Origin of the sequence: Ideonella margarita (genome assembly GCF_038066635.1) — a bacterium.
In the GTDB taxonomy this organism is placed as follows: Bacteria; Pseudomonadota; Gammaproteobacteria; order Burkholderiales; family Burkholderiaceae_C; genus Ideonella; species Ideonella margarita.
In genome coordinates, this window is sequence record NZ_JBBUTI010000007.1 from 23,383 (window position 1) to 41,938 (window position 18,556).

The window sequence follows — 18,556 nt, forward strand, 5'->3', positions numbered from 1 at the left end:
GGGTCAGTCCTTCAACAGGCTGCGGATCTGCTGTTCGTAGAGCTCCGCAAAGCCCTCGCGGTAGCCCTTGTGCACGTGCCGCACCTGGCCGTCACGGTCGATCAGCACGGTGGAGGGCATGCTGGCCAGCGCATAGAGCTTGCTGACCTGCTTCTCGCTGTCGAGCAGCACCGGGAAGTTCACGCCCAGCTTGCGGGCCACGTCGGCCGTGTTGCGGCTGTCGTCGTCCACGTTCACGCCCACCACCGTCAGGCCGGCGGCGCGGTACTTGGCGTGCAGGCGGGTGAGCTGCGGCATCTCTTCGCGGCAGGGCGCGCACCAGGTGGCCCAGAAGTTCAGCAGCACCACCTGGCCACGCAGCTCGCGCAGGCGCAGCGTCGGGCCGTCGAGTGCGCGCAGGGCGAAGTCGGGTGCGGGCTGACCGGGCGCAGGGTTGGCGTTGGCTGATGACCCAGCCAGGCCCGCCGTGCCCGCCAGGCCCAGCACCAGCGCGTGGCGGCGGTTCAGCGCGGCGGTGAGTTGTGAGGAGCGTGAAGACATGCGGCGGGTCATCAGAAGAAGAAGGACACGCCCGTGCTCAGTTCCAGGTTGTGCGTGGTTTCGCGCTTGCCCAGCAGGTCGACCGAGAAGATGTGGTCGCGCATGTCGATGCGCACGGCCGCCCAATCCCGCAGGAACACCTTCATGCCCACGCCGAGGTTGAAGCCCTGCTGGCGCTGGCCGTTGAACTTGGTCGTGCCCACGCCGCCGATCAGGAACACCGACGACGGCTTGGCGTTGTCGCGGCCAAAGAACACCTCGCCCGGCAGCAAGTTCACCGCGGCCGACAGGTTGGCGTACTGCAGCTTTTCATTGCCCGGCGTGAAGATGCCGCCCGGCAGCACACGCGTGAAGGCTTCATCGCTGACCGTGGTGCGGCCCAGGGCTGCTTCCACGAACCAGTCTTCGGTGATGTGATAGCCCACGCGCAGGCCACCCACGGCGCTGGCGCCGAAGTTCTGGGTCGAGAACGCACCGCCGAACAGGCCGGCCTCGAAGTCGTTCGACGGGAAGCGCGGCAGGCGTACATCGCGGCGGTCCACCTGCGGCACGACCACCTGGTTGCTGCTGTCGGCGGGTGCCTTCACTTGCGCCAGGGCGGGGGCACTGAGTTGCAGCGCAGTGAGGGCCAGCATCAGCTTGGGCAACTGGCGGGTGAATGCGTTCATGGAAACGTGACGGGGCATGGCGGGCCTCAGAAGAAGAAGGAAACGCCGGCGGTGAAGGCGCGGTACTCGGCGCTTCGCTCGTCGGACAGGAAGACGCTGTGCAGGGTCCAGTCGGCCCGCAGCACGAATCGGTCGCTCAGGTGATAGCGCGCGCCCAGCATCACCTGGGCCATGTTGGCGTTGGTGACGCTGTTGTCGACCAGGCTCTTGTTCGGCACGTTCAGGAAGCGGCCCACGCCGATGCCGAAAAACGGCGACAGGCGCTGGTTGAACCAGGGCTCGCTCAACAGGTTCACCTGCCACAGGCTGGAGCCCGAGAACACGCCTTGCACCTGGCTGGCACTGGCTTCCAGCGACAGCGTGTCGGACATCCGGTAGCCGGCCCACAGGCGGATCACCGGCTCGCTCTTGAAGCGGCCGTAGGCGGCGCCCATCTCGACGCGGCGGCGCAGGTAGTCGTCGATCACCACGTCGCGGAAGGGCCGCGCGGCGCCGGCTTCGGCCAGCGTGGTGGACAGCTGTTCGCGGTGCACCCAGCCCAGTTGGCCGGTGGCAGCGCGCACCTTGTACCAGTCGGTGTGGCGGAGCTCGATGCTGACCCAGGCGTCACGCTCGGCGACGAAAAACACCGGGTAGCCACGGCCCGGGCCGGTGTGCAGCTCCAGGTACGGGGCGGTAACGCGCACACGCGCCACCTTGGCCAGGCCGGGCTGGGCGTCGGTGTCTGCCGGGGCTTGGGTTTCGGTTGGGCTTTGCGCTTGTGCAAGCAGCGGCAGGCTCAGCACACCAGCCACCAGCACATTCGGAAGACGTTTCATGGGGATGTTCTCAAAGGCCTGTGTTGCAGGTGCCCGTCGCCGGATCGGCCGGCGTGAACAGGGCCCACGAGGCGTTGCTGAACTCGTCCTGGCCAGCGGGGGCCGGGTGCTCGATCCAGTAGCGCATCAGCCTGGCGGCCGGGTCCTGGTCACTCGCCAGGATGACGCCGCCGCCATGCAGCACGCCCTTCACCAGTGGCTTGGTCAGCAGCCGGCTTTGCGCGGCGTCACCGGCCACCGACACACCCAGCGACGAGTAGTAGTTGCGGTACATCTCGGTGGCCCGCACCTTCTCTGCGGTGTTGGCGGCATCAGCCAGGTCCACCAGCGCGGCGTTCTCGATGATGCGCAGTGCACCGCCGGTGCCGTTGGCATTCGAGTGGCAGCCGCTGGCCGCACAGGTGTTGGTGCCCGTCGGCCCGGCCAGCGGCGTGACGAGCAGTGGCTGGATGCAGCGCTGGAAATACTCGAACGACAGCTTGGTGCCGCCAGTGCCCGCCGGGTTGGCCACGTCGGCCGGGTTGGCCAGCGGGTTGCCACCGCCGCCACAGGCCGTGAGCAGGGCGCAGGCGCCAAGCACCAGCATGCGGGCGGGCGACATCAGGTGCGCGCATCGGCGCGAAGGCTGCAGCAGGTTCATGGCGTGGAGGCGGCGCAGCCGCTGGCGATCCAGTTCAGGATCGTGGTGTAGGCGGCGCCGGTGGTGGGCAGCGGTGCCACCGTCTGGCGCGTGGCACCGGCCGGGTGCGGCACGGTGGACGGCTTGGTCAGCAGCGGGTTGCTCGCGGCCTTGCAGGTGTCGTTGATCATCGACAGCGTGACGTTGAAATCGCCCTCGGCGCTGCCGGTCAGCACGAAGCGGTTGTTGCGGAAATCGCCGCCCTTGTTGCTGCCCACCGCCATGTGGCAGTTGGTGGCGCAGGTGCTGCGCAGGATGGGCAGTACCTTGGCCTCGAAGCTGGCCTGGTCGAGCGTGGCGACGTTGCGCACGCCGGCATTCGCATCAAACGGGTCGTTGTAGTACTTGCCGCCCAGGTCCATCCATTCGGCCAGCAGGCGCTTTTCGGCGCTGTTGAGCATCAACGCGTGGTCAGGCGCGGTGGCCGGCGGGTTGGGGTGGGCCGTGCGTGACGCGCTGTCGGCCATCAGGCTCTGGCCCGAGAGAATCTCCATCAGCCGGCTCTTGCGCGCCATGCCCACGGCGTCGCCTTCGCTGGCGCTGGCGTCGACCAGCGCCGCGTCGCGCACGATCTCGATGACGCCCTCGCGCACCCGGGTCCTGGGCAGGCCGGTGGCCGGGTCGATGACCGGGTCACCCAGCAGCAGTTCCTGGTACGACTGCAGGCGGCCGATGCCGGCCAGCGTGCCGCTCAGGTCGAGCTTGCTGGCGGCGTTGTGGCAGGTGGTGCAGGTGCGGCTGCCGCGGTCACGGCTCCAGAGCGGCTGGATGTGCTCGGGGTAATTGATGATGCCGTTCACCGGTGCCAGCGTGGCCAGGTCTTGCGCAGCGGTGGCATTGCCGGTGTAGCGCAGGCTGATGGCCGGACGCGCCGTGACGCCGGTCTGCGTGGTGTCGGCCCACACGTCGCGGTAGAGCAGGTCGGCGGTCAGCTTCAGCACGTCCGCATCCAGCCGGCTGCGGGTCGATGCCATGGTCTCGCCGCTCAGGTGGGCACTGGCCAGGGCGCGCGTCAGGCTGGCCGGCATCGTGTTGACGATGTTGCCGCTGTTGAGCGAGGCGCCGCGGCGCGGGCTGTGGCAGCCGTCGCAGGTGCGGCGCTCGCCCGGCCGGACCTGGATCCAGTTGGTGTGCGTCTGGTAGGCGCGGCCCTGCTCGTCCACCACGGCCAGCGCGATGGGCACATCGGCGGGCACGACCAGCTTGAACGAGCCATCGGGCTCGATGGGTGCATAGCCCAGGATCTGCTGCGGCTCGAAGTCGGTTTCACCGATGGCGCGGCGCAGGCCCATGCTGCCCGAGGGCGGCGCCACCGCCCGCAAGGCGCGCACGAAACGGGCGGGCGAGCAGCCGTAGGCGGGGTCGGCCGGGTCTTTCATGCGCAGCAGGTCGGCCACCTGGCTGCGGGTGTCCAGCGCGTCGGTGGGCGCGGTCTTGGCGATGGCGGTGGTGCAGCCGGCGCGCAGGTCGGCGGCGGTCAGCACGGCGTCGCCCATGCGGCCCAGGCCGTCGGTGTCGTACACGCTGCGCACTTCCAGCAGGCCCTGGTCCTTGGCGGCCAGGTCGGTGTCCACGTTCGCGGTCTGGATGATGTTGGGCTCGGTGCGCGGCAGCAGCGCGATCGGGTCGGTGAACATGAAGCCCGCAGGCGGCGTGGCCACGTTCAGCCAGGTCTGCTGCGCCGGGTCAAACATGTAGATGGCGTAGTGCGGGCGCACGTTGTCGAGCACGGTGTCGCCGGCCTGGTCTTCGAGCGTGCGCTCGTCGTCCGAGAGCAGGGCGATCTCGGCCTCGGTCAAGGTGGCGCAAGACACCACATTGCCGGCCTTCGTCACCTCGCACGGCTTGTAGGCCACCAGCAGGCGGTTGCTGCCGTCCCACAGCGGGTAGGGCGTCGTCACACGGCCATAGCGCGAGAAGCCGCGGCTCATGTTGAGCTCCTGCCCGGTGATCTGCTGCTGCCCGCCGGTGGCTGGCACGGTGCTGTTGGCCGGTGTGTTCTGCTCCGAGTAGTTGGCTGCATCCACCAGCACCAGCGCGCCGCCCTCATGGGTGCGCGACAGCGGCATCAGGTCCGAGCTGAGGAAGCCCTTGTACTTGCCCGCCGGGTCCATGTCGCGCGGGTTCAGGAAGCTGTTGCCCTCGCTGTGGGCGCCGTACAGCACGAACATGTCGGTGCCGTCGGGCTTCATGCGGAAGACCTTGAAGTGGTTGCGCCCGCCGACGTGGTCCCAGCGCGAGAACATCACGTCGCCATTCGGCCGGATCACCGGGTTGCGGTCATGGCTCTGGTTCGACGAGATCTGGGTGATCTCGGCGCCGTCGGCCGTCATCGTGTGCAGGTTCATCACCCGCTCGCGTTCGTACTCGTCGAGCGCGAAATAGCTGCGGCCCAGTGCCTGGGTGTGGCGGGTCTTGGTCTGGCGGTTCGAGGTGAAGACGAAGCCGCGCTTGCCGGGCAGGTAGACCGGGTCGACGTCGTCGTCGGTGGTGGAGCTGGTCAGGCGGCGAAAGGTGCCGCCCGTCAGCCCGCCGGTGCTCATGTCGTATTCCCAGATGTTCCAGCGTCCGGTGCAGGCGGCCACATCGCCGATCTTCGAGGTGTTGCTGGTGGGGCAGCGCATGGAGAACACCACCTTCTTGCCGTCGTACGACACCTCGGGGTCGGAGGCATCGCCTTCGCCCTGCGTGAAGCGCGCGGTGAGGTTGTGTTCGGTGGCGCTGGGTGATGATTTCTCGCGCAGCATCAGGTCGCCGCCGGCCGCGAAGTTGCCGCCGTCGGTCGGGTTCAGGTTGATGCTGTCGGCGCGCTTCACATAGACGATGGGCACGTCGCCGGCCACCACCAGGGTGCTGTCTTCGCCCTTGCCGCCCCCGGAGCAGGCCACAAGGCCCGCCACCAGGCCCATCAGCGTGACGGCGGCAACGCCGCGGGTGGTGGGCAGGCGGCAGGGGAGCAGGTGTTTCATGGTGCGTGCCTGTGTCATCAAGGGGTCAAGCGAGGGCCTGTTGCAGGCCGGCAGAAAAATGCAGCGCGCCGTCGGCGTCCACCACCACGGCGTCCAGCCCTGGCAGGGAGTCGATCAGTGCAAGGCCGCGACGCCGGCCCATCACGAACACGGTCTTGGACAGCGCCTCGCAGCTCAGGCCGTCGTCGCCCAGCACGGTGACGCTGCGCACGTCGCGCGGCGATTGGCCGGTGCGCGGGTCCAGCAGGTGGTGGTGGCGCAGGCCACCACGCTCGAAGAAGCGCTCGTAGTCGCCCGAGGTCGACACGGCGGTGTCTTGCAACGGCAGCACGGCCACAGCCTCGCCGGCCTGGCGCGGGTCGCGGATGGCTACGGTCCAGGGGCGGCCGCGGCGGTCGCCCAGCACATGGCTGTCGCCACCGGCCGCCACCATGGCGTGATGGATGCCGCGCTGGCGCAGCAGCGCCACGGCGTTGTCCACGGCGTGGCCCTTGGCAAAGCCGCCGAGGTCGATGCGCATGCCGGGTCGGCCGAAACGCAGGGTGCCGGCCTGGCGGTCCAGCTCCAGCAAGCGCCAGTCGACGCAGGCCAGGGCGTTGGTGAGCGTGGCGGCATCAGGGGCGGTGCCGGCGCGGTAGTCGTAATGCTGGCCGACGGCCGCATAGGTGATGTCGAACGCGCCGTCCGACAGGGCCGACAGATCGAGTGCGCGGCCCAGCAGACGGGTCATCTCTTCGCTGAGGGCCACCGGGTGGTGGGCGGCCTCGCGGTTGATGCGTGTCAGCTCGGAGTTCGCCAGGTGCGGGCTGAAGGTGTCATTGATGCGCTGCATCTCGGCCATCACGGCGTCCAGTGCGGCGGTGGCTTCTGCGGCATCAGCGGCCCACAGCTCGGCGCTCACAGCCGTGCCCATGGTGCTCAACTGTGCGCTGAACCAGCCGGGCTTCGTCACCACTTGTTGCAGTTTGGCGCCGGCAGGCCGGCCCGCCCAGCGCTGGAGCAGGCGGGTGGTGCGGTCAGGCAGCAGCGCATCGAGCAAGCTCATGCGGTGCTCCGGGCAGGCAGCGGTGAGAGGGTGGCGTCGCGCATCGGCTGGGGGTTGAGACTGCGGCCCCGCCGTGCCGGATTGCTCTGGCGGTGCGGGCTTGATCGGGCGGAAGCGGCGCGACTGTATCGCGGGGGTTCCGTGCCAAAGGTAACGAGCGGTACGACGTTGCAACCGTGCGAATCAGTGGTTTGTCACGAGGCTGTCGCACGCCTGAGAGGGGTGGCCGTGCGGGCAGACCCGGGCGCGACTTCTATAATCGAAAGTTCCCTTCAACCTCGCAGCTGACAGCGGCGGCCTGATGCCCCTGCCAGCTCCGACTTTTCAGTCGAAAGTCCCGGATGAAAGCCTCCGAGATCCGCCATACCTTCCTGAAGTTCTTCGAATCGAAGGGCCACACCATCGTCGCCTCGTCGCCCGTGGTGCCCGGTGACGATCCGACGCTGCTGTTCACGAACGCAGGCATGAACCAGTTCAAGGACGTGTTCCTGGGCTTCGACAAGCGCGCCTACAGCCGTGCCACGACGAGCCAGAAGTGCATCCGCGCAGGCGGCAAGCACAACGACCTGGACAACGTCGGCTACACCGCGCGTCACCACACCTTCTTCGAGATGCTCGGCAACTTCTCGTTCGGTGACTACTTCAAGCACGACGCCATCCAGTACGCCTGGGAACTGCTGACCCAGCACTTCAAGCTGCCGGCCGAGAAGCTCTGGGTCACCGTCTACTCGGAAGACGACGAGGCCTACGAGATCTGGAACAAGGTGGTGGGCGTGCCCGCCGAGCGCATCGTGCGCATCGGCGACAACAAGGGCGGACGCTACATGTCCGACAACTTCTGGATGATGGGCGACACCGGCCCGTGCGGCCCGTGCACCGAGATCTTCTACGACCACGGCCCGGACGTGGCCGGCGGCCCCCCGGGCAGCCCGAACGAAGACGGCGACCGCTACATCGAGATCTGGAACAACGTGTTCATGCAGTTCAATCGCACCGAAGACGGTGTGATGCACAAGCTGCCGAAGCCGAGCGTGGACACCGGCATGGGCCTGGAGCGCTTGGCCGCCGTGCTGCAGCACGTGCATTCGAACTACGAGATCGACACCTTCGTGGCCCTGCTGGCCTCGGCCAAGCAGGCCGTGGACGCCGCCGGTGGTGGTGACTGTGACGCTGACAGCGCTTCGCTGAAGGTGATCGCCGACCACATCCGCGCCTGCAGCTTCACCATCGTCGACGGCGTGATTCCAGGCAACGAAGGCCGCGGCTATGTGCTGCGCCGCATTGCCCGCCGCGCCATCCGCCACGGCTACAAGCTCGGCGCCCGCGTGCCGTTCTTCCACAAGATCCTGCCGGCCCTGGTGGGCCAGATGGGCGACGCCTACCCCGAACTGCGCCAGGCCGAAGCCCGCGTGACCGAGGTGCTGCGCCAGGAAGAAGAACGCTTCTTCCAGACCATCGAGCGCGGCATGGACATCCTCGACACCGCGCTGGCCACGGGCACGCGCCAGATCGACGGCGAAACCGCGTTCAAGCTGCACGACACCTTCGGCTTCCCGGTCGACCTGACCGCCGATGTGTGCCGCGAGCGTGGCGTGACGGTGGACCAGGCCGGTTTTGACGCCGCCATGGCCCGCCAGCGCGACCAGGCCCGTGCCGCCGGCAAGTTCAAGATGGCCGCTGGCCTGGAGTACAGCGGCGTGGCCACGGCCTTCCACGGCTACGAGCACCTGAACTGCGACACCTCCAAGGTGGTGGCGGTGTATGTGGACGGCACTTCGGTGGCCGAGGCCCAGGCCGGTGACGACGCCGTCATCGTGCTGGACCACACCCCGTTCTACGCCGAGAGTGGCGGCCAGGCCGGCGACAGCGGTGAGTTCCGCAACGCCAGCACCCGCGTCGTGGTGGAAGACACCATGAAGATCCAGGCCGACGTGTTCGGCCACCACGGCCGCGTGGTGGAAGGCAGCGTCAAGGTCGGCGACAGCTTCGCCGCCAAGGTGAATGCCGAGGTCCGCGCCAAGACCGTGCGCAACCACAGCGCCACCCACCTGATGCACAAGGCCCTGCGTGAAGTGCTGGGCGCCCATGTGCAGCAGAAGGGCTCGCTGGTGAACGCCGAGCGCACCCGCTTCGACTTCGCCCACACCGCACCGATGACCGAAGCGCAAGTGCGCCAGGTCGAAGCGCTGGTGAACGCTGAAATTCTGGCCAATGCCGGTGCCCAGGCCGAAGTGATGGCCCTGGACGACGCGCAGAAGAGCGGCGCGATGATGCTGTTCGGCGAGAAGTACGGCGAGACCGTGCGCGTGCTGTCGATCGGCTCCAGCAAGGAGCTGTGTGGCGGCACCCACGTGAAGGCGACGGGCGACATCGGCCTGTTCAAGATCGTGGCCGAGAGCGGCGTGGCCGCCGGCATTCGCCGCGTGGAAGCCGTGACCGGCGACAACGCGCTGGCTTATCTGCAGAGCCTGGAAAACACGGTGAACAGCGTGGCGGGTGCCCTGAAGGCAGCCCCGGCTGAAGTGGCCGGCCGCATCGGCAGCCTGCAAGACCAGGTGCGCGCACTGGAGAAGGAAGTGGCGGCCCTGAAGGGCAAGCTGGCTTCCAGCCAGGGCGACGAGCTGGTCAACCAGGCCGTGGACGTCAAGGGCATCAAGGTGCTGGCGGCCGTGCTGGAAGGCGCTGATGCCGCGACGCTGCGCACGACCATGGACCAGCTGAAGAACAAGCTGAAGACCGCAGCCATCGTGCTGGCGGCCGTGGACGGCGGCAAGGTGCAGATCGCCGCTGGCGTGACGACCGACAGCATTGGCAAGGTCAAGGCCGGCGAGCTGGTGAACTTTGTTGCTCAGCAAGTGGGCGGCAAGGGCGGCGGCAAGCCTGACATGGCCATGGCCGGTGGCACTGACGCTGCGGGCCTGCCTGCCGCGCTGGCGGCCGTGGCAGCCTGGGTGGGCGAACGCGCCTGAGTGGCTTGAACACGGCCGGCGGTTTGAAACCGCCCAGGCTCGCCTGAGCCCGTTTGATCAAGGCGCCCGGAACATCTGTCCGGGCGCCTTTTTTCATGCCCGTATCAGCCGTACGACAGCGCGGTGGCCTTGCCCCGGAACACCCGGTAGGCGAACACCGAGTAGCCGATGATGGCCGGCAGTGTAATGCTCACGCCCACCAGGATCACCGAGAGGGATTCCCGTGCGCTGGCGGCTTGCCACAGCGTGAGCTTGTCCATCACCACATACGGGAACAGGCTGTAGGCCAGGCCGATGGCGCCCATGATGAAGACCAGCACCACCGCGCCAAACGGGGCGGCGCACAGCTTGCCGCGCACGCGGTGCGAGTTGAGCAGGCCGCGCGTCACGCCCAGGGCCAGCAGGGTGAACAAGGGAATGGGCAGCAGGGCGATGAACTCCGGCAGTGCAAACCAGCGGGCCCGCACCGTGGCACTGACGAGGGGCGTGGCGATGGAGATCAGCCCCATGCCCACCACCACCGGGCCCCAGGCCCGCTTGGCCCAGTGGATGGCCCGCTCCTGCAGTGCGCCTTCGGTCTTCATCACCAGCCAGCAGGCACCCAGCAGCACATAGGCCGCCGGCAGGGCCAGCGCAATCAGCGCCGCAAAGCCCTGGGCCAGCCCGCCTTCTGCAAAGCCGGTGATGTAGCGGCCCAGCATCCAGCCTTGCGAGGCCGCGGCCAGGCCTGAGCCGGCGATGAACGCCTGGTTCCACAGGCCCTGGTGGGCCACGCGCGCCTTCACCCGGAAGTCGAAGGCCACGCCGCGCAGCGTCAGGCCCAGCAGCATCACGGCCACCGGCAGATACAGGGCTGACAGCACCAGCCCATGCGCCTTCGGGAAGGCGATCAGCAAGATGCCCACGCCCAGCACCAGCCAGGTTTCGTTGGCGTCCCAGAACGGGCCGATGGAGGCCACCATGGTGTCGCGCTCGGCCGCATTGGCCCTGGACATCAACAGGCCCACGCCGAGGTCATAGCCATCCAGCACCACGTAGGTCAGCATGGCCAGGCCCATCAGGGCCATGAAGACGATGGGCATCCAGTCGTTCAGCGGCCAGGCGCTGGTCATCAGGTCGGGGCTCATGCCGCGGCTCCGTTGGCTTGGGTGGCCTTGCCCGATGACGGGCTCACCGGCCCGGCGATCAAGGGCTTCTCGCTCATGTAGCGCAGCACACGCACATAGGCCACGATCAGGCCGGCGTACAGCAGCAGGTAGCCGGTGAGTGTCCAGGCGATGTGCGCGGCGGGCGTGGTCGACACCACATCGGCCGTGCGCAGCAGGCCGTAGACGATGAAGGGCTGGCGGCCGATCTCGGTGACGTACCAGCCGGCCAGCGTGGCCACCCAGCCCGAGAACGTCATCCAGCGCACGGCCTGCAAGGACCAGCGCGGCAGACGCTCAGGCTGCCACTGGGCGCGGCGCAGCAGCCACAGGCCGGCCCAGCTCACCATCAGCATCGCCATGCCGGTGCCCACCATCACGCGGAAGCCCCAGAACAGCGGCGCCACCGGCGGATGCATGCCCTCGAACTCATTCAGGCCGCGGATCTCGCCGTTCGGGTCGTGCGTCAGGATGAGGGACGCGACCTTCGGGATCTCGATGGCCGCATGGGTGGTGCGGGCAGCTTCATCGGGCCAGCCGAACAGCACCAGCGGCGCACCACGCTCGGTGTGCCACACGCCTTCGATGGCGGCGATCTTCTGCGGCTGGTGCTCCAGCGTGTTCAGGCCGTGGGCATCGCCCACCAGGATCTGCAGCGGCATCAGCACCGCGGCCACCGTCAGCGAGGCGCGCAGCACCAGCGGCGCGGCCGGGCTGGCCGTGCCTTGCAGCACCCGCAGCGCGGTGGCGCCGGCCAGCAGGAAGCTGGCGGTCAGGCCCGAGGCCAGCAGCACATGGCTCAGGCGGTAAGGCAGTGAGGGGTTGAACACCACCTCGCGCCAGCTGGCCACATGGAACTCGCCGTTCACCAGCGTGTAGCCGGCGGGCGTCTGCATCCACGAGTTGAGGCTGAGGATCCAGAACGCGCTCATCGTGGTGCCAAACGCCACCAGGAAGGTGGCCCACAGGTGCACGCGCTCCGAGACCCGGTCGTGGCCGAACAGCATCACGCCCAGGAAGGTGGCTTCCAGGAAGAACGCGGTCAGCACCTCGTAGCCCAGCAGCGGCCCGGCGATGTTGCCGACCTTCTCCATGAAGCCCGGCCAGTTGGTGCCGAACTGGAAGCTCATCGTGATGCCGCTGACGACGCCGAGCGCGAACGTCAGCGCGAAGATCTTGGTCCAGTAGCGCCAGGCCAGCAGCCAGCGCTCATCACGCGTGCGCACCCAGCGCCAGCGGAAAAACAGCAGCCACCAACCGAGCGCGATGGTGATGGTCGGGAAGAGGATGTGGAAGGAAATGTTGGCGGCAAATTGCAGCCGCGACAGCAGAAGGGCGTCCATGATTCAACTCTCCTGGCCCGGCAGCTTGAGCTTGCCGGTGAACTCGAGCAGGCGCCCCACCTTGGCGCCCATCTTCATCAGCTTGGACAGCGTCTGCACGTCCATCTGATTCACTTCGTCGAACCACTCGGTGAGCATTTCGATGAGGTCGTGCATCTCGCGCATCTGCGCCTGCGCATGCAGGTCGTCGTCGTTGGTGGCGGGCTGCAGCAGGGCGTCACGCAACATGCTCAGCGTGGGCTCGATCTCGCGGCGGCGGCGCTCCTCGGCCAGCCGGCGGAAGGTGTCCCAGGCATCGCCGGCGGGCTCGAAGTACTCGCGCCGGTCGCCCGTCTGGTGGCGCAGGCGCACCAGCCGCCAGGCCTGCAGCTCTTTCAGCCCCATGCTGATGTTCGAGCGCGAGAAGCCCAGGGTTTCGGCCATGTCGTCGGCGTGGATCGGTCGGGCCGAGATGTAGATCAGCGCGTAGATCTGGCCGACCGTGCGGTTTATGCCCCAGCGGCTGCCCATCTCACCGAAGTGGGTCACGAAGCTGTGCGAAAGCGGGCTGAGTGCGGTCATGGCGATTCGGGTTTTCCTTGATGTGTCGCAATCATATGCTGAACTTTCAGTAATTACTGAAAGTTCAGCAAGGTTGCGTTGTGAGCAGGGAAATGTGGCCAGGCGGCCGCGAAAGCCTCGGCCGACACGGGTGTTGCGGGGCGTGCGTAAGATGGCCGCTTTTCCTGTGCGGACCTGTGTGTCTGCCGAGCCCTTTCATCACGTCGGAGACACCATGACCATCAGCCTCGGCACCGCCAGCCTGCCCGCGTTCACCACCGCCCTGCGCAACCTCGCGCACTGCCTCGAGAAGGCCGAAGCCAACGCCGCGGCCCGCAAGTTCAGCCCGGACGTGTTCTGCGGCCAGCGTCTGGCGCCCGACATGCTGCCCTTCACGGCGCAGATCCGCATCGCCTGCGACGCGGCCAAGAACGGCACGGCCCGTCTGGCCGGCATCGAGGCGCCGAAGTTCGAGGACAACGAAACCACCTTCGCCGAGTTGAAGGCCCGCGTGGCCAAGACCGTGGCCTGGCTCGAGACCGTGTCACCGGCCCAGATCGACGGTCGCGAAGCCGTGGAGATCACCTTCCCCGTGGGCAAGGAAGCCACCCGCACGATGGCGGGCCAGGCCTATCTGCTGCACTGGGTGCTGCCGAACGTGTTCTTCCACGTCACCACCGCCTACGCGCTGCTGCGCCACAACGGTGTGGACCTGGGCAAGATTGACTACCTCGCCGGCGCGTCGGCCTGATCAACCCGCCGGTTCACCTGCACACACCTTTGGCTTCTCGATGAACGTCCAGATCCGCCCTTTTGCACCTGCTGACCAAGGCGCCTTGATCGCCCTGTGGCAGGCCTGCGAGCTGACCCGCCCGTGGAACGACCCGGCCAAGGACATCCGACGAAAGCTGGATGTGGACCCGGCGGGCCTGGGCGTGGCGGTGGATGAGCGCGGTGTGCTGGTGGGCAGCGTGATGGTGGGTTATGAAGGCCACCGCGGCTGGATCAACTACCTGGCCGTGGCGCCGCAGGCACGGCGACATGGCCTGGGCCGGCAGCTGATGGCCTGGGCGGAAGCGCTGCTGGCCGCGCGTGGCTGCCCGAAGGTGAACCTGCAGATCCGCTCCGAGAACACGGCCGTGCAGGCTTTTTACGCGGCGCTCGGCTACACCGACGACTGCGTGATGAGCATGGGACGACGCCTGGAGAGTGACCTGTGAGCCCCGGCGGCCACACGGTGGATGCGACTGACGTGGCGCCCGTGCTGCGCCTGCGCGGCCTGCGCAAGGCCTACGACCTGCAGGTGGTGTTCGACAACGTCAGCCTGCAGATTCACCCCGGTGAGTTCGTGGCGCTGACCGGTGAATCGGGCGTGGGCAAATCGACGCTGCTGAACTGCATCGCCGGCCTGGATCAACCCGACAGCGGTGAGCTGTGGCTCAGCGGCATGAGCGTGCGCGAGCTGGCTGAGCCCCAACTGGCCAAGCTGCGCCGTGAACGGCTGGGCTTCGTGTTCCAGGCCTTCCATGTGTTGCCGCACCTGAGCGTGGCCGACAACGTGGCCCTGCCGCTGCTGCTGCAAGGCCGCGCTGATGGCGCCCGCGTGCAGCAGGTGCTCGATGCCGTCGGCCTGGGCAGCCTGGCCGGGCGCATGCCGGCGCAGTTGTCAGGCGGGCAGTTGCAGCGGGTGGCGATTGCGCGCGCGCTGGTGCATCGCCCGCCGCTGATCCTGGCGGACGAGCCCAGCGGCAATCTGGACCCGGACACCGCCGCGCGAATTCTCGATTTGCTGCAAGAGCAGGTCCGCCAGGAAGGTGCTGCCTGCCTGCTGGTGACGCACTCCCGCAGCGCGGCCAGCCGGGCTGATCGGGTGCTGACCCTCACCGCCTCGGGCATGCAGGCGCCCGACGCCGCTGCCCCAGCTTGCCTGCCGGCCTGATGCGGGCTCTGGACGCCCTGCGCCTGTGGCGCCTGAGCCTGGCTGAATGGCGTGCCCATCCGTGGCGCCAGTTGGCGGCGCTGCTGAGCGTGGCGCTGGGCGTGGCGCTGGCCTTGTCGGTGCACCTGATCAACGGCTCCGCGCTGGCCGAGTTTTCATCGGCGGTGCGCTCAGCCAACGGCGAGCCTGACCTTAGTTTGCAGGGCGCTGCCACCGGCCTGCCCGAAAGCTGGCTGGACACCCTTGCCGCAACGCCCGGCGTGGCGGTGGCATCGCCCCGCGTGCATGCCGACACGGTGCTGCTGCTGCCCGGCGGCCGTACCCACCCGGTGCGCGTGATCGGCGTGGACGCATTGAGCGTGATGGCCGTGGCACCGGAGTTGATGCCGCAGCCCGCCAAGGGCAGCGGGCGCCTGGCGATGCTCGACCCGCGGCTGGGCTTCGCGAATGCGGCCTTGCAGGGGCTGATCGGCCAGGTTGATGCGACCCCTGCAGCAGCCGATTGGCAAGTGCTGGCCCGCGGCAAGCCCTGGCAATTGGTGGCTGGGGGCCAGGTGGCGGCAGGCGGCGGGCCCATTCTGGTGGTCGACATCGCCGCGGCGCAGACGATGCTGGGCCAGCCCGGCCAGCTCAACCGCGTGGATGTGCGGCTGCAGGCCGGCGCAGATGCGGCGTCGGTGCAGCGCGCGCTGGCCGGCCAGCTGCCGCCCGGGGCGCAGTGGCTGGTGCCGGGCGACGGCAACCAGCGGGTATCGAACCTCTCACGCGCTTACCGGGTGAACCTCAGCGTGCTGGCGCTGGTGGCGCTGGTGGTGGGCGGTTTTCTGGTGTTCTCGGTGGTGTCGCTGGCGGTGGCGCAGCGCACGCCGGGCCTGGCCTTGCTGGGCGTGCTGGGCCTGGGTGCGGCCGGCCGGCGCGGCCTGGTGCTGGCCGAATGCGCTGTGACGGGCTTGCTGGCAGGCCTGCTGGGCGTGGCGCTGGGCACGGGCATGGCGATGGCGGCACTGCGCCTGCTGGCCGGTGACCTGGGTGGTGGCTACTTCGCGGGCGTTGCGCCGCAGTTGCAGTGGTCGTGGCCGGCGGCGGCGCTGTGCGTGGGCCTGGGGCTGCTGGCCTCGGTGGTGGGCGGGGCCTGGCCAGCGGCGCAGGCCGCGCGGTTGTCACCTGCGATGGCGCTGAAGGGCCTGGGCGGGCAGGGCGGTCAGGCGCCGCCAGTGTGGCCCGGCCTGTTGATGCTGCTGGGCGGCGCGGGCCTGGCCTTGCTGCCGCCGATCGAAGGCTTGCCGGTGGCCGCCTATGCCGCCGTGGCCGCCTGGCTGGTGGGTGGTATCAGCCTGCTGCCCGCGGTGGTGCGTGTGCTGCTGGGCCAGCGTGGCGCCAGCCCGGCCCGCCATGCGCTGTGGTTGCTGGCGCTGCAACGGGCGCGGCACCACCGGGGCACGGCCACGGCCGCGCTGGCAGGCGTGGTGGCCAGCCTGGCGCTGTGCGTGGCCTTGACGGTGATGGTGGCCAGCTTCCGCTCGGCCGTCACCACCTGGCTGGACACCGTGTTGCCGGCTGATTTGTACGTGCGGGCCGGGCAGGGCGCGGGCGGCGATGTGACCTTCCCCGACGGCCTCGCGCAGCGTCTGGCCAGCGTGCCCGGCGTGGCCCGGGTGGCCGGCATGCGGCAGTTGCAGGTCAGCCTGTCGCCCCGCCAGCCTGAGGTGAGTGTGCTGGCCCGCGACTTGGGTGATGACCCGTCGCAGCACTTGCCGCTGGTGGACGTGGCCTTGCCGCTGCCCGCCGGGCAGGTCGGGCTGTTTGTCAGCGAGGCCATGCTGAGCCTGCACAACGCACGCACCGGCCAGCCGCTGACGATGGTGCTGCCCTCGGGGCCGGTCACCTTCTTTGTGCGCGGTTTCTACCGCGACTACGCCCGCCAGTTCGGCAGCGTCACGCTGGATGAGGCCGATTACCGCCGGCTGACCGGTGATGAGCGACTCACCGACATGGCGCTGTGGCTGCAGCCCGGCGCGGCGCAGGCCCCGCTGCAGGCCGCCATTCGCGCCGTTGTGGCCGAGCTGGGTGGCGCGCCGCAAGCGTTGACCTTTGCGAGCACGGCGCAGCTCAAGGCCATCTCCTTGCAAATTTTTGATCGCAGCTTCGCCGTGACGCGCTACCTGCAGGTGGTGGCCATTGCCATTGGCCTGGCCGGTGTGGCGGCGAGTCTGTCGGCGCAGGTGCTGTCCCGGCAGCGTGAGTTCGGCCTGCTGGCTCACCTGGGGCTGACGCGCAGCCAGGTGATGCGCCTGGTGCTGCTGGAAACCGCCGGTTGGCTGATCGCCGGCGTGCTGGTCGGCCTGGGGCTGGGCCTGGCCATCAGCGCGGTGCTGGTGCATGTGGTGAACCCGCAGAGCTTCCACTGGACGATGCCTTTGCTGGTGCCGCCCGGCCCGGTGGCGGCCCTGTTGGGCGCCGTGCTGCTGGCGGGGCTGGGCACCACGCTGCTCACGGCCCGCCGCGCCGTGCATGCCGACGCCGTGCGCGCCGTTCGGGAGCATTGGTGATGAACGGCCGCACGCCATTCCATGCGCACCGCCGAGCCTGGCTGCAGCATTTGCTGGCGCTGGGCGGTACCGGCGCACTGATGCCTGTGGCCGCTCATGCCCAGGCGGTGCCCGCCCCGTTGAGCACGCCGCGCCGTGACCCGGCGCTGGACCGCGTTCAGCCCGGCCGCAAGCTGGAGTTCCCATCCGACCACGGCGCCCACCCCGGCGCCCGCACCGAGTGGTGGTACCTCACCGGCCAGTTGCAGCCCGATGGCGCGCCGGCCACCACCAGCCCGCGCTGGGGCTTCCAGATCACGTTCTTCCGCTCGCGCACCGACCTGGCTGCAGAAGTGCCCGGTCGGTTTGCGGCGCGACAGCTGCTGTTCGCCCATGCCGCGCTGACCGACCTCGGTGCCCGCGGCGTGCCTGCCAGCCATGCGCATGACCAGCGCATGGCGCGCTGGAACGGCATCGACGCCACACCGTCAGCGCGGGCCAGCCTGCGCGACACCGATGTGGCCATCAGCGACTGGCGCATGGCGCGCGACGCGCAAGATGGCAGCTACCGCATCGAGGTGCCGGCCGCGGGCTTCACGCTCGACCTCACCGCCAAGCCCACCCAGCCCCTGCTGCTGCAGGGCCAGGCCGGCTTTTCGCGCAAGGGCCCGGGTGATGAGCACGCGAGCCACTACTACAGCGTGCCGCAGCTGCAGGTGCAGGGCCGCGTCAGCCAGCGGGGCGGCGCGGCGGTGGCCTTGCGCGGCACCGGCTGGCTCGACCATGAATGGAGCGACAGCGTGCTGGCGCCCGAGGCCGCTGGCTGGGACTGGCTGGGCATCAACATGTTCGACGGCGCCGCGCTGACGCTGTTCCAGCTGCGCCGTCGTGGCACCACCGACCCGCTGGCCAAACCCTTCTGGGCCGGCGGCAGCTGGCGCGACGCCTCAGGCCGACTGACCATCTTCCCGGCTGACAAGGTGCGTTTCGAGCCCGGTGCCACCTGGACCAGCCCGCGCACCGGCGCCCGCTACCCGGTGCGCTGGACGGTGTTCACACCGGTCGGTCGCTTCATGGTGCTGGCCCTGAGCGACGCGCAGGAAGTGGACAGCCGCGCCAGCACCGGCACCGTCTACTGGGAAGGCCTGACCGCCCTGGTGGGCGACGAAGGCCGCCGTGTGGGCCTGGGTTACCTCGAGATGACGGGCTACGCTGATCGGCCTGACTTGTGAGGCGGGTGGGGTGCGTGCGTGGTGGCCGAGCACAAGCGGCCGCTTGACCACCCCCACCCCGGCATGCACACTCCAACGCATGCCTCAGCAGCTCGCAACCCGCCGCACCACGACCACGGCAACCGCAGCCACCGCCCGCCC

Annotated in this window: 15 protein-coding genes; 6 read left to right on the top strand and 9 right to left on the bottom strand. The window is 68.8% G+C overall.

What is annotated here, in order from left to right:
• Positions 1-3: 3 nt before the first annotated feature.
• From AACH00_RS11150 to AACH00_RS11175, 6 genes are read right to left on the bottom strand one after another with little or no spacing between them, the layout of a single operon-like run.
• Entirely contained in the window at positions 4-540 is a 537-nt protein-coding gene (locus AACH00_RS11150; RefSeq protein WP_341399211.1) for a TlpA family protein disulfide reductase, read from the bottom strand.
• A gap of 11 nt (positions 541-551) precedes the next feature.
• Complete coding sequence (locus tag AACH00_RS11155; RefSeq protein WP_341399212.1) at positions 552-1,208, bottom strand: outer membrane beta-barrel domain-containing protein; 657 nt, start codon at positions 1,206-1,208, stop codon at positions 552-554.
• A gap of 26 nt (positions 1,209-1,234) precedes the next feature.
• Positions 1,235-2,026, bottom strand: a complete 792-nt coding sequence (locus AACH00_RS11160; protein ID WP_341399213.1) for an SH3 domain-containing protein — start codon at positions 2,024-2,026, stop codon at positions 1,235-1,237.
• Positions 2,027-2,036: 10 nt separating this feature from the next.
• Complete coding sequence (locus AACH00_RS11165; RefSeq protein ID WP_341399214.1) at positions 2,037-2,666, bottom strand: hypothetical protein; 630 nt, start codon at positions 2,664-2,666, stop codon at positions 2,037-2,039.
• The gene (locus AACH00_RS11170; RefSeq protein WP_341399215.1) at positions 2,663-5,674 is read right to left on the bottom strand and encodes an HzsA-related protein; all 3,012 of its coding nucleotides are present in this window, start codon (positions 5,672-5,674) and stop codon (positions 2,663-2,665) included. Before AACH00_RS11170 ends, AACH00_RS11165 begins: the two co-directional genes overlap by 4 nt.
• Positions 5,675-5,699: 25 nt before the next feature.
• Positions 5,700-6,719: an FAD:protein FMN transferase gene (locus AACH00_RS11175; protein WP_341399216.1), complete on the bottom strand. Its 1,020-nt coding sequence runs from the start codon at positions 6,717-6,719 to the stop codon at positions 5,700-5,702.
• 341 nt (positions 6,720-7,060) lie between these two features.
• On the opposite strand from AACH00_RS11175, the gene alaS reads away from it, so the two are divergent.
• Positions 7,061-9,688 carry an alanine--tRNA ligase gene (alaS, locus tag AACH00_RS11180; RefSeq protein WP_341399217.1) on the top strand — a complete coding sequence of 876 codons (2,628 nt, stop codon included), beginning with the start codon at positions 7,061-7,063 and terminating at the stop codon, positions 9,686-9,688.
• A gap of 104 nt (positions 9,689-9,792) precedes the next feature.
• On the opposite strand, the gene AACH00_RS11185 is transcribed toward alaS, so the two are convergent.
• Genes AACH00_RS11185 through AACH00_RS11195 form a run of 3 tightly spaced genes read right to left on the bottom strand, consistent with a single transcriptional unit; the run spans position 9,793 to position 12,737 of the window.
• A complete protein-coding gene (locus AACH00_RS11185; RefSeq protein WP_341399218.1) occupies positions 9,793-10,815 on the bottom strand; it encodes a cytochrome d ubiquinol oxidase subunit II in 1,023 nt (340 codons plus the stop codon).
• A complete protein-coding gene (locus AACH00_RS11190) occupies positions 10,812-12,176 on the bottom strand; it encodes a cytochrome ubiquinol oxidase subunit I (RefSeq protein WP_341399219.1) in 1,365 nt (454 codons plus the stop codon). Before AACH00_RS11190 ends, AACH00_RS11185 begins: the two co-directional genes overlap by 4 nt.
• 3 nt (positions 12,177-12,179) lie before the next feature.
• Positions 12,180-12,737, bottom strand: coding sequence for a GbsR/MarR family transcriptional regulator (locus tag AACH00_RS11195; RefSeq protein WP_341399220.1), 558 nt, complete (start codon positions 12,735-12,737; stop codon positions 12,180-12,182).
• Positions 12,738-12,951: 214 nt separating this feature from the next.
• Here AACH00_RS11195 and AACH00_RS11200 point away from each other — a divergent pair, with 214 nt between their 5' ends.
• Genes AACH00_RS11200 through AACH00_RS11220 form a run of 5 tightly spaced genes read left to right on the top strand, consistent with a single transcriptional unit; the run spans position 12,952 to position 18,415 of the window.
• Entirely contained in the window at positions 12,952-13,467 is a 516-nt protein-coding gene (locus tag AACH00_RS11200; protein ID WP_341399221.1) for a DUF1993 domain-containing protein, read from the top strand.
• 40 nt (positions 13,468-13,507) lie between these two features.
• Entirely contained in the window at positions 13,508-13,936 is a 429-nt protein-coding gene (locus AACH00_RS11205; protein ID WP_341399222.1) for a GNAT family acetyltransferase, read from the top strand.
• A gap of 41 nt (positions 13,937-13,977) precedes the next feature.
• Positions 13,978-14,655, top strand: a complete 678-nt coding sequence (locus tag AACH00_RS11210; RefSeq protein WP_341399459.1) for an ABC transporter ATP-binding protein — start codon at positions 13,978-13,980, stop codon at positions 14,653-14,655.
• Entirely contained in the window at positions 14,655-17,204 is a 2,550-nt protein-coding gene (locus AACH00_RS11215) for an FtsX-like permease family protein (RefSeq protein ID WP_341399223.1), read from the top strand. Before AACH00_RS11210 ends, AACH00_RS11215 begins: the two co-directional genes overlap by 1 nt.
• On the top strand, positions 17,204-18,415 hold the full coding sequence (locus tag AACH00_RS11220) for a lipocalin-like domain-containing protein (protein WP_341399224.1): 1,212 nt from the start codon (positions 17,204-17,206) through the stop codon (positions 18,413-18,415). The genes AACH00_RS11215 and AACH00_RS11220 overlap by 1 nt, the downstream gene beginning before the upstream one ends.
• Positions 18,416-18,556: the final 141 nt, after the last annotated feature.

Bases quoted from the DNA above. Each gene is read 5' to 3' on its own strand.
- AACH00_RS11160 (WP_341399213.1), bottom strand. From the start codon at position 2,026: ATGAAACGTCTTCCGAATGTGCTGGTGGCTGGTGTGCTGAGCCTGCCG.
- AACH00_RS11150 (WP_341399211.1), bottom strand. From the start codon at position 540: ATGTCTTCACGCTCCTCACAACTCACCGCCGCGCTGAACCGCCGCCAC.
- AACH00_RS11170 (WP_341399215.1), bottom strand. From the start codon at position 5,674: ATGAAACACCTGCTCCCCTGCCGCCTGCCCACCACCCGCGGCGTTGCC.
- AACH00_RS11185 (WP_341399218.1), bottom strand. From the start codon at position 10,815: ATGAGCCCCGACCTGATGACCAGCGCCTGGCCGCTGAACGACTGGATG.
- AACH00_RS11215 (WP_341399223.1), top strand. From the start codon at position 14,655: ATGCGGGCTCTGGACGCCCTGCGCCTGTGGCGCCTGAGCCTGGCTGAA.
- AACH00_RS11195 (WP_341399220.1), bottom strand. From the start codon at position 12,737: ATGACCGCACTCAGCCCGCTTTCGCACAGCTTCGTGACCCACTTCGGT.
- AACH00_RS11190 (WP_341399219.1), bottom strand. From the start codon at position 12,176: ATGGACGCCCTTCTGCTGTCGCGGCTGCAATTTGCCGCCAACATTTCC.
- AACH00_RS11165 (WP_341399214.1), bottom strand. From the start codon at position 2,666: ATGAACCTGCTGCAGCCTTCGCGCCGATGCGCGCACCTGATGTCGCCC.
- alaS (WP_341399217.1), top strand. From the start codon at position 7,061: ATGAAAGCCTCCGAGATCCGCCATACCTTCCTGAAGTTCTTCGAATCG.
- AACH00_RS11155 (WP_341399212.1), bottom strand. From the start codon at position 1,208: ATGAACGCATTCACCCGCCAGTTGCCCAAGCTGATGCTGGCCCTCACT.
- AACH00_RS11200 (WP_341399221.1), top strand. From the start codon at position 12,952: ATGACCATCAGCCTCGGCACCGCCAGCCTGCCCGCGTTCACCACCGCC.
- AACH00_RS11220 (WP_341399224.1), top strand. From the start codon at position 17,204: ATGAACGGCCGCACGCCATTCCATGCGCACCGCCGAGCCTGGCTGCAG.
- AACH00_RS11205 (WP_341399222.1), top strand. From the start codon at position 13,508: ATGAACGTCCAGATCCGCCCTTTTGCACCTGCTGACCAAGGCGCCTTG.
- AACH00_RS11175 (WP_341399216.1), bottom strand. From the start codon at position 6,719: ATGAGCTTGCTCGATGCGCTGCTGCCTGACCGCACCACCCGCCTGCTC.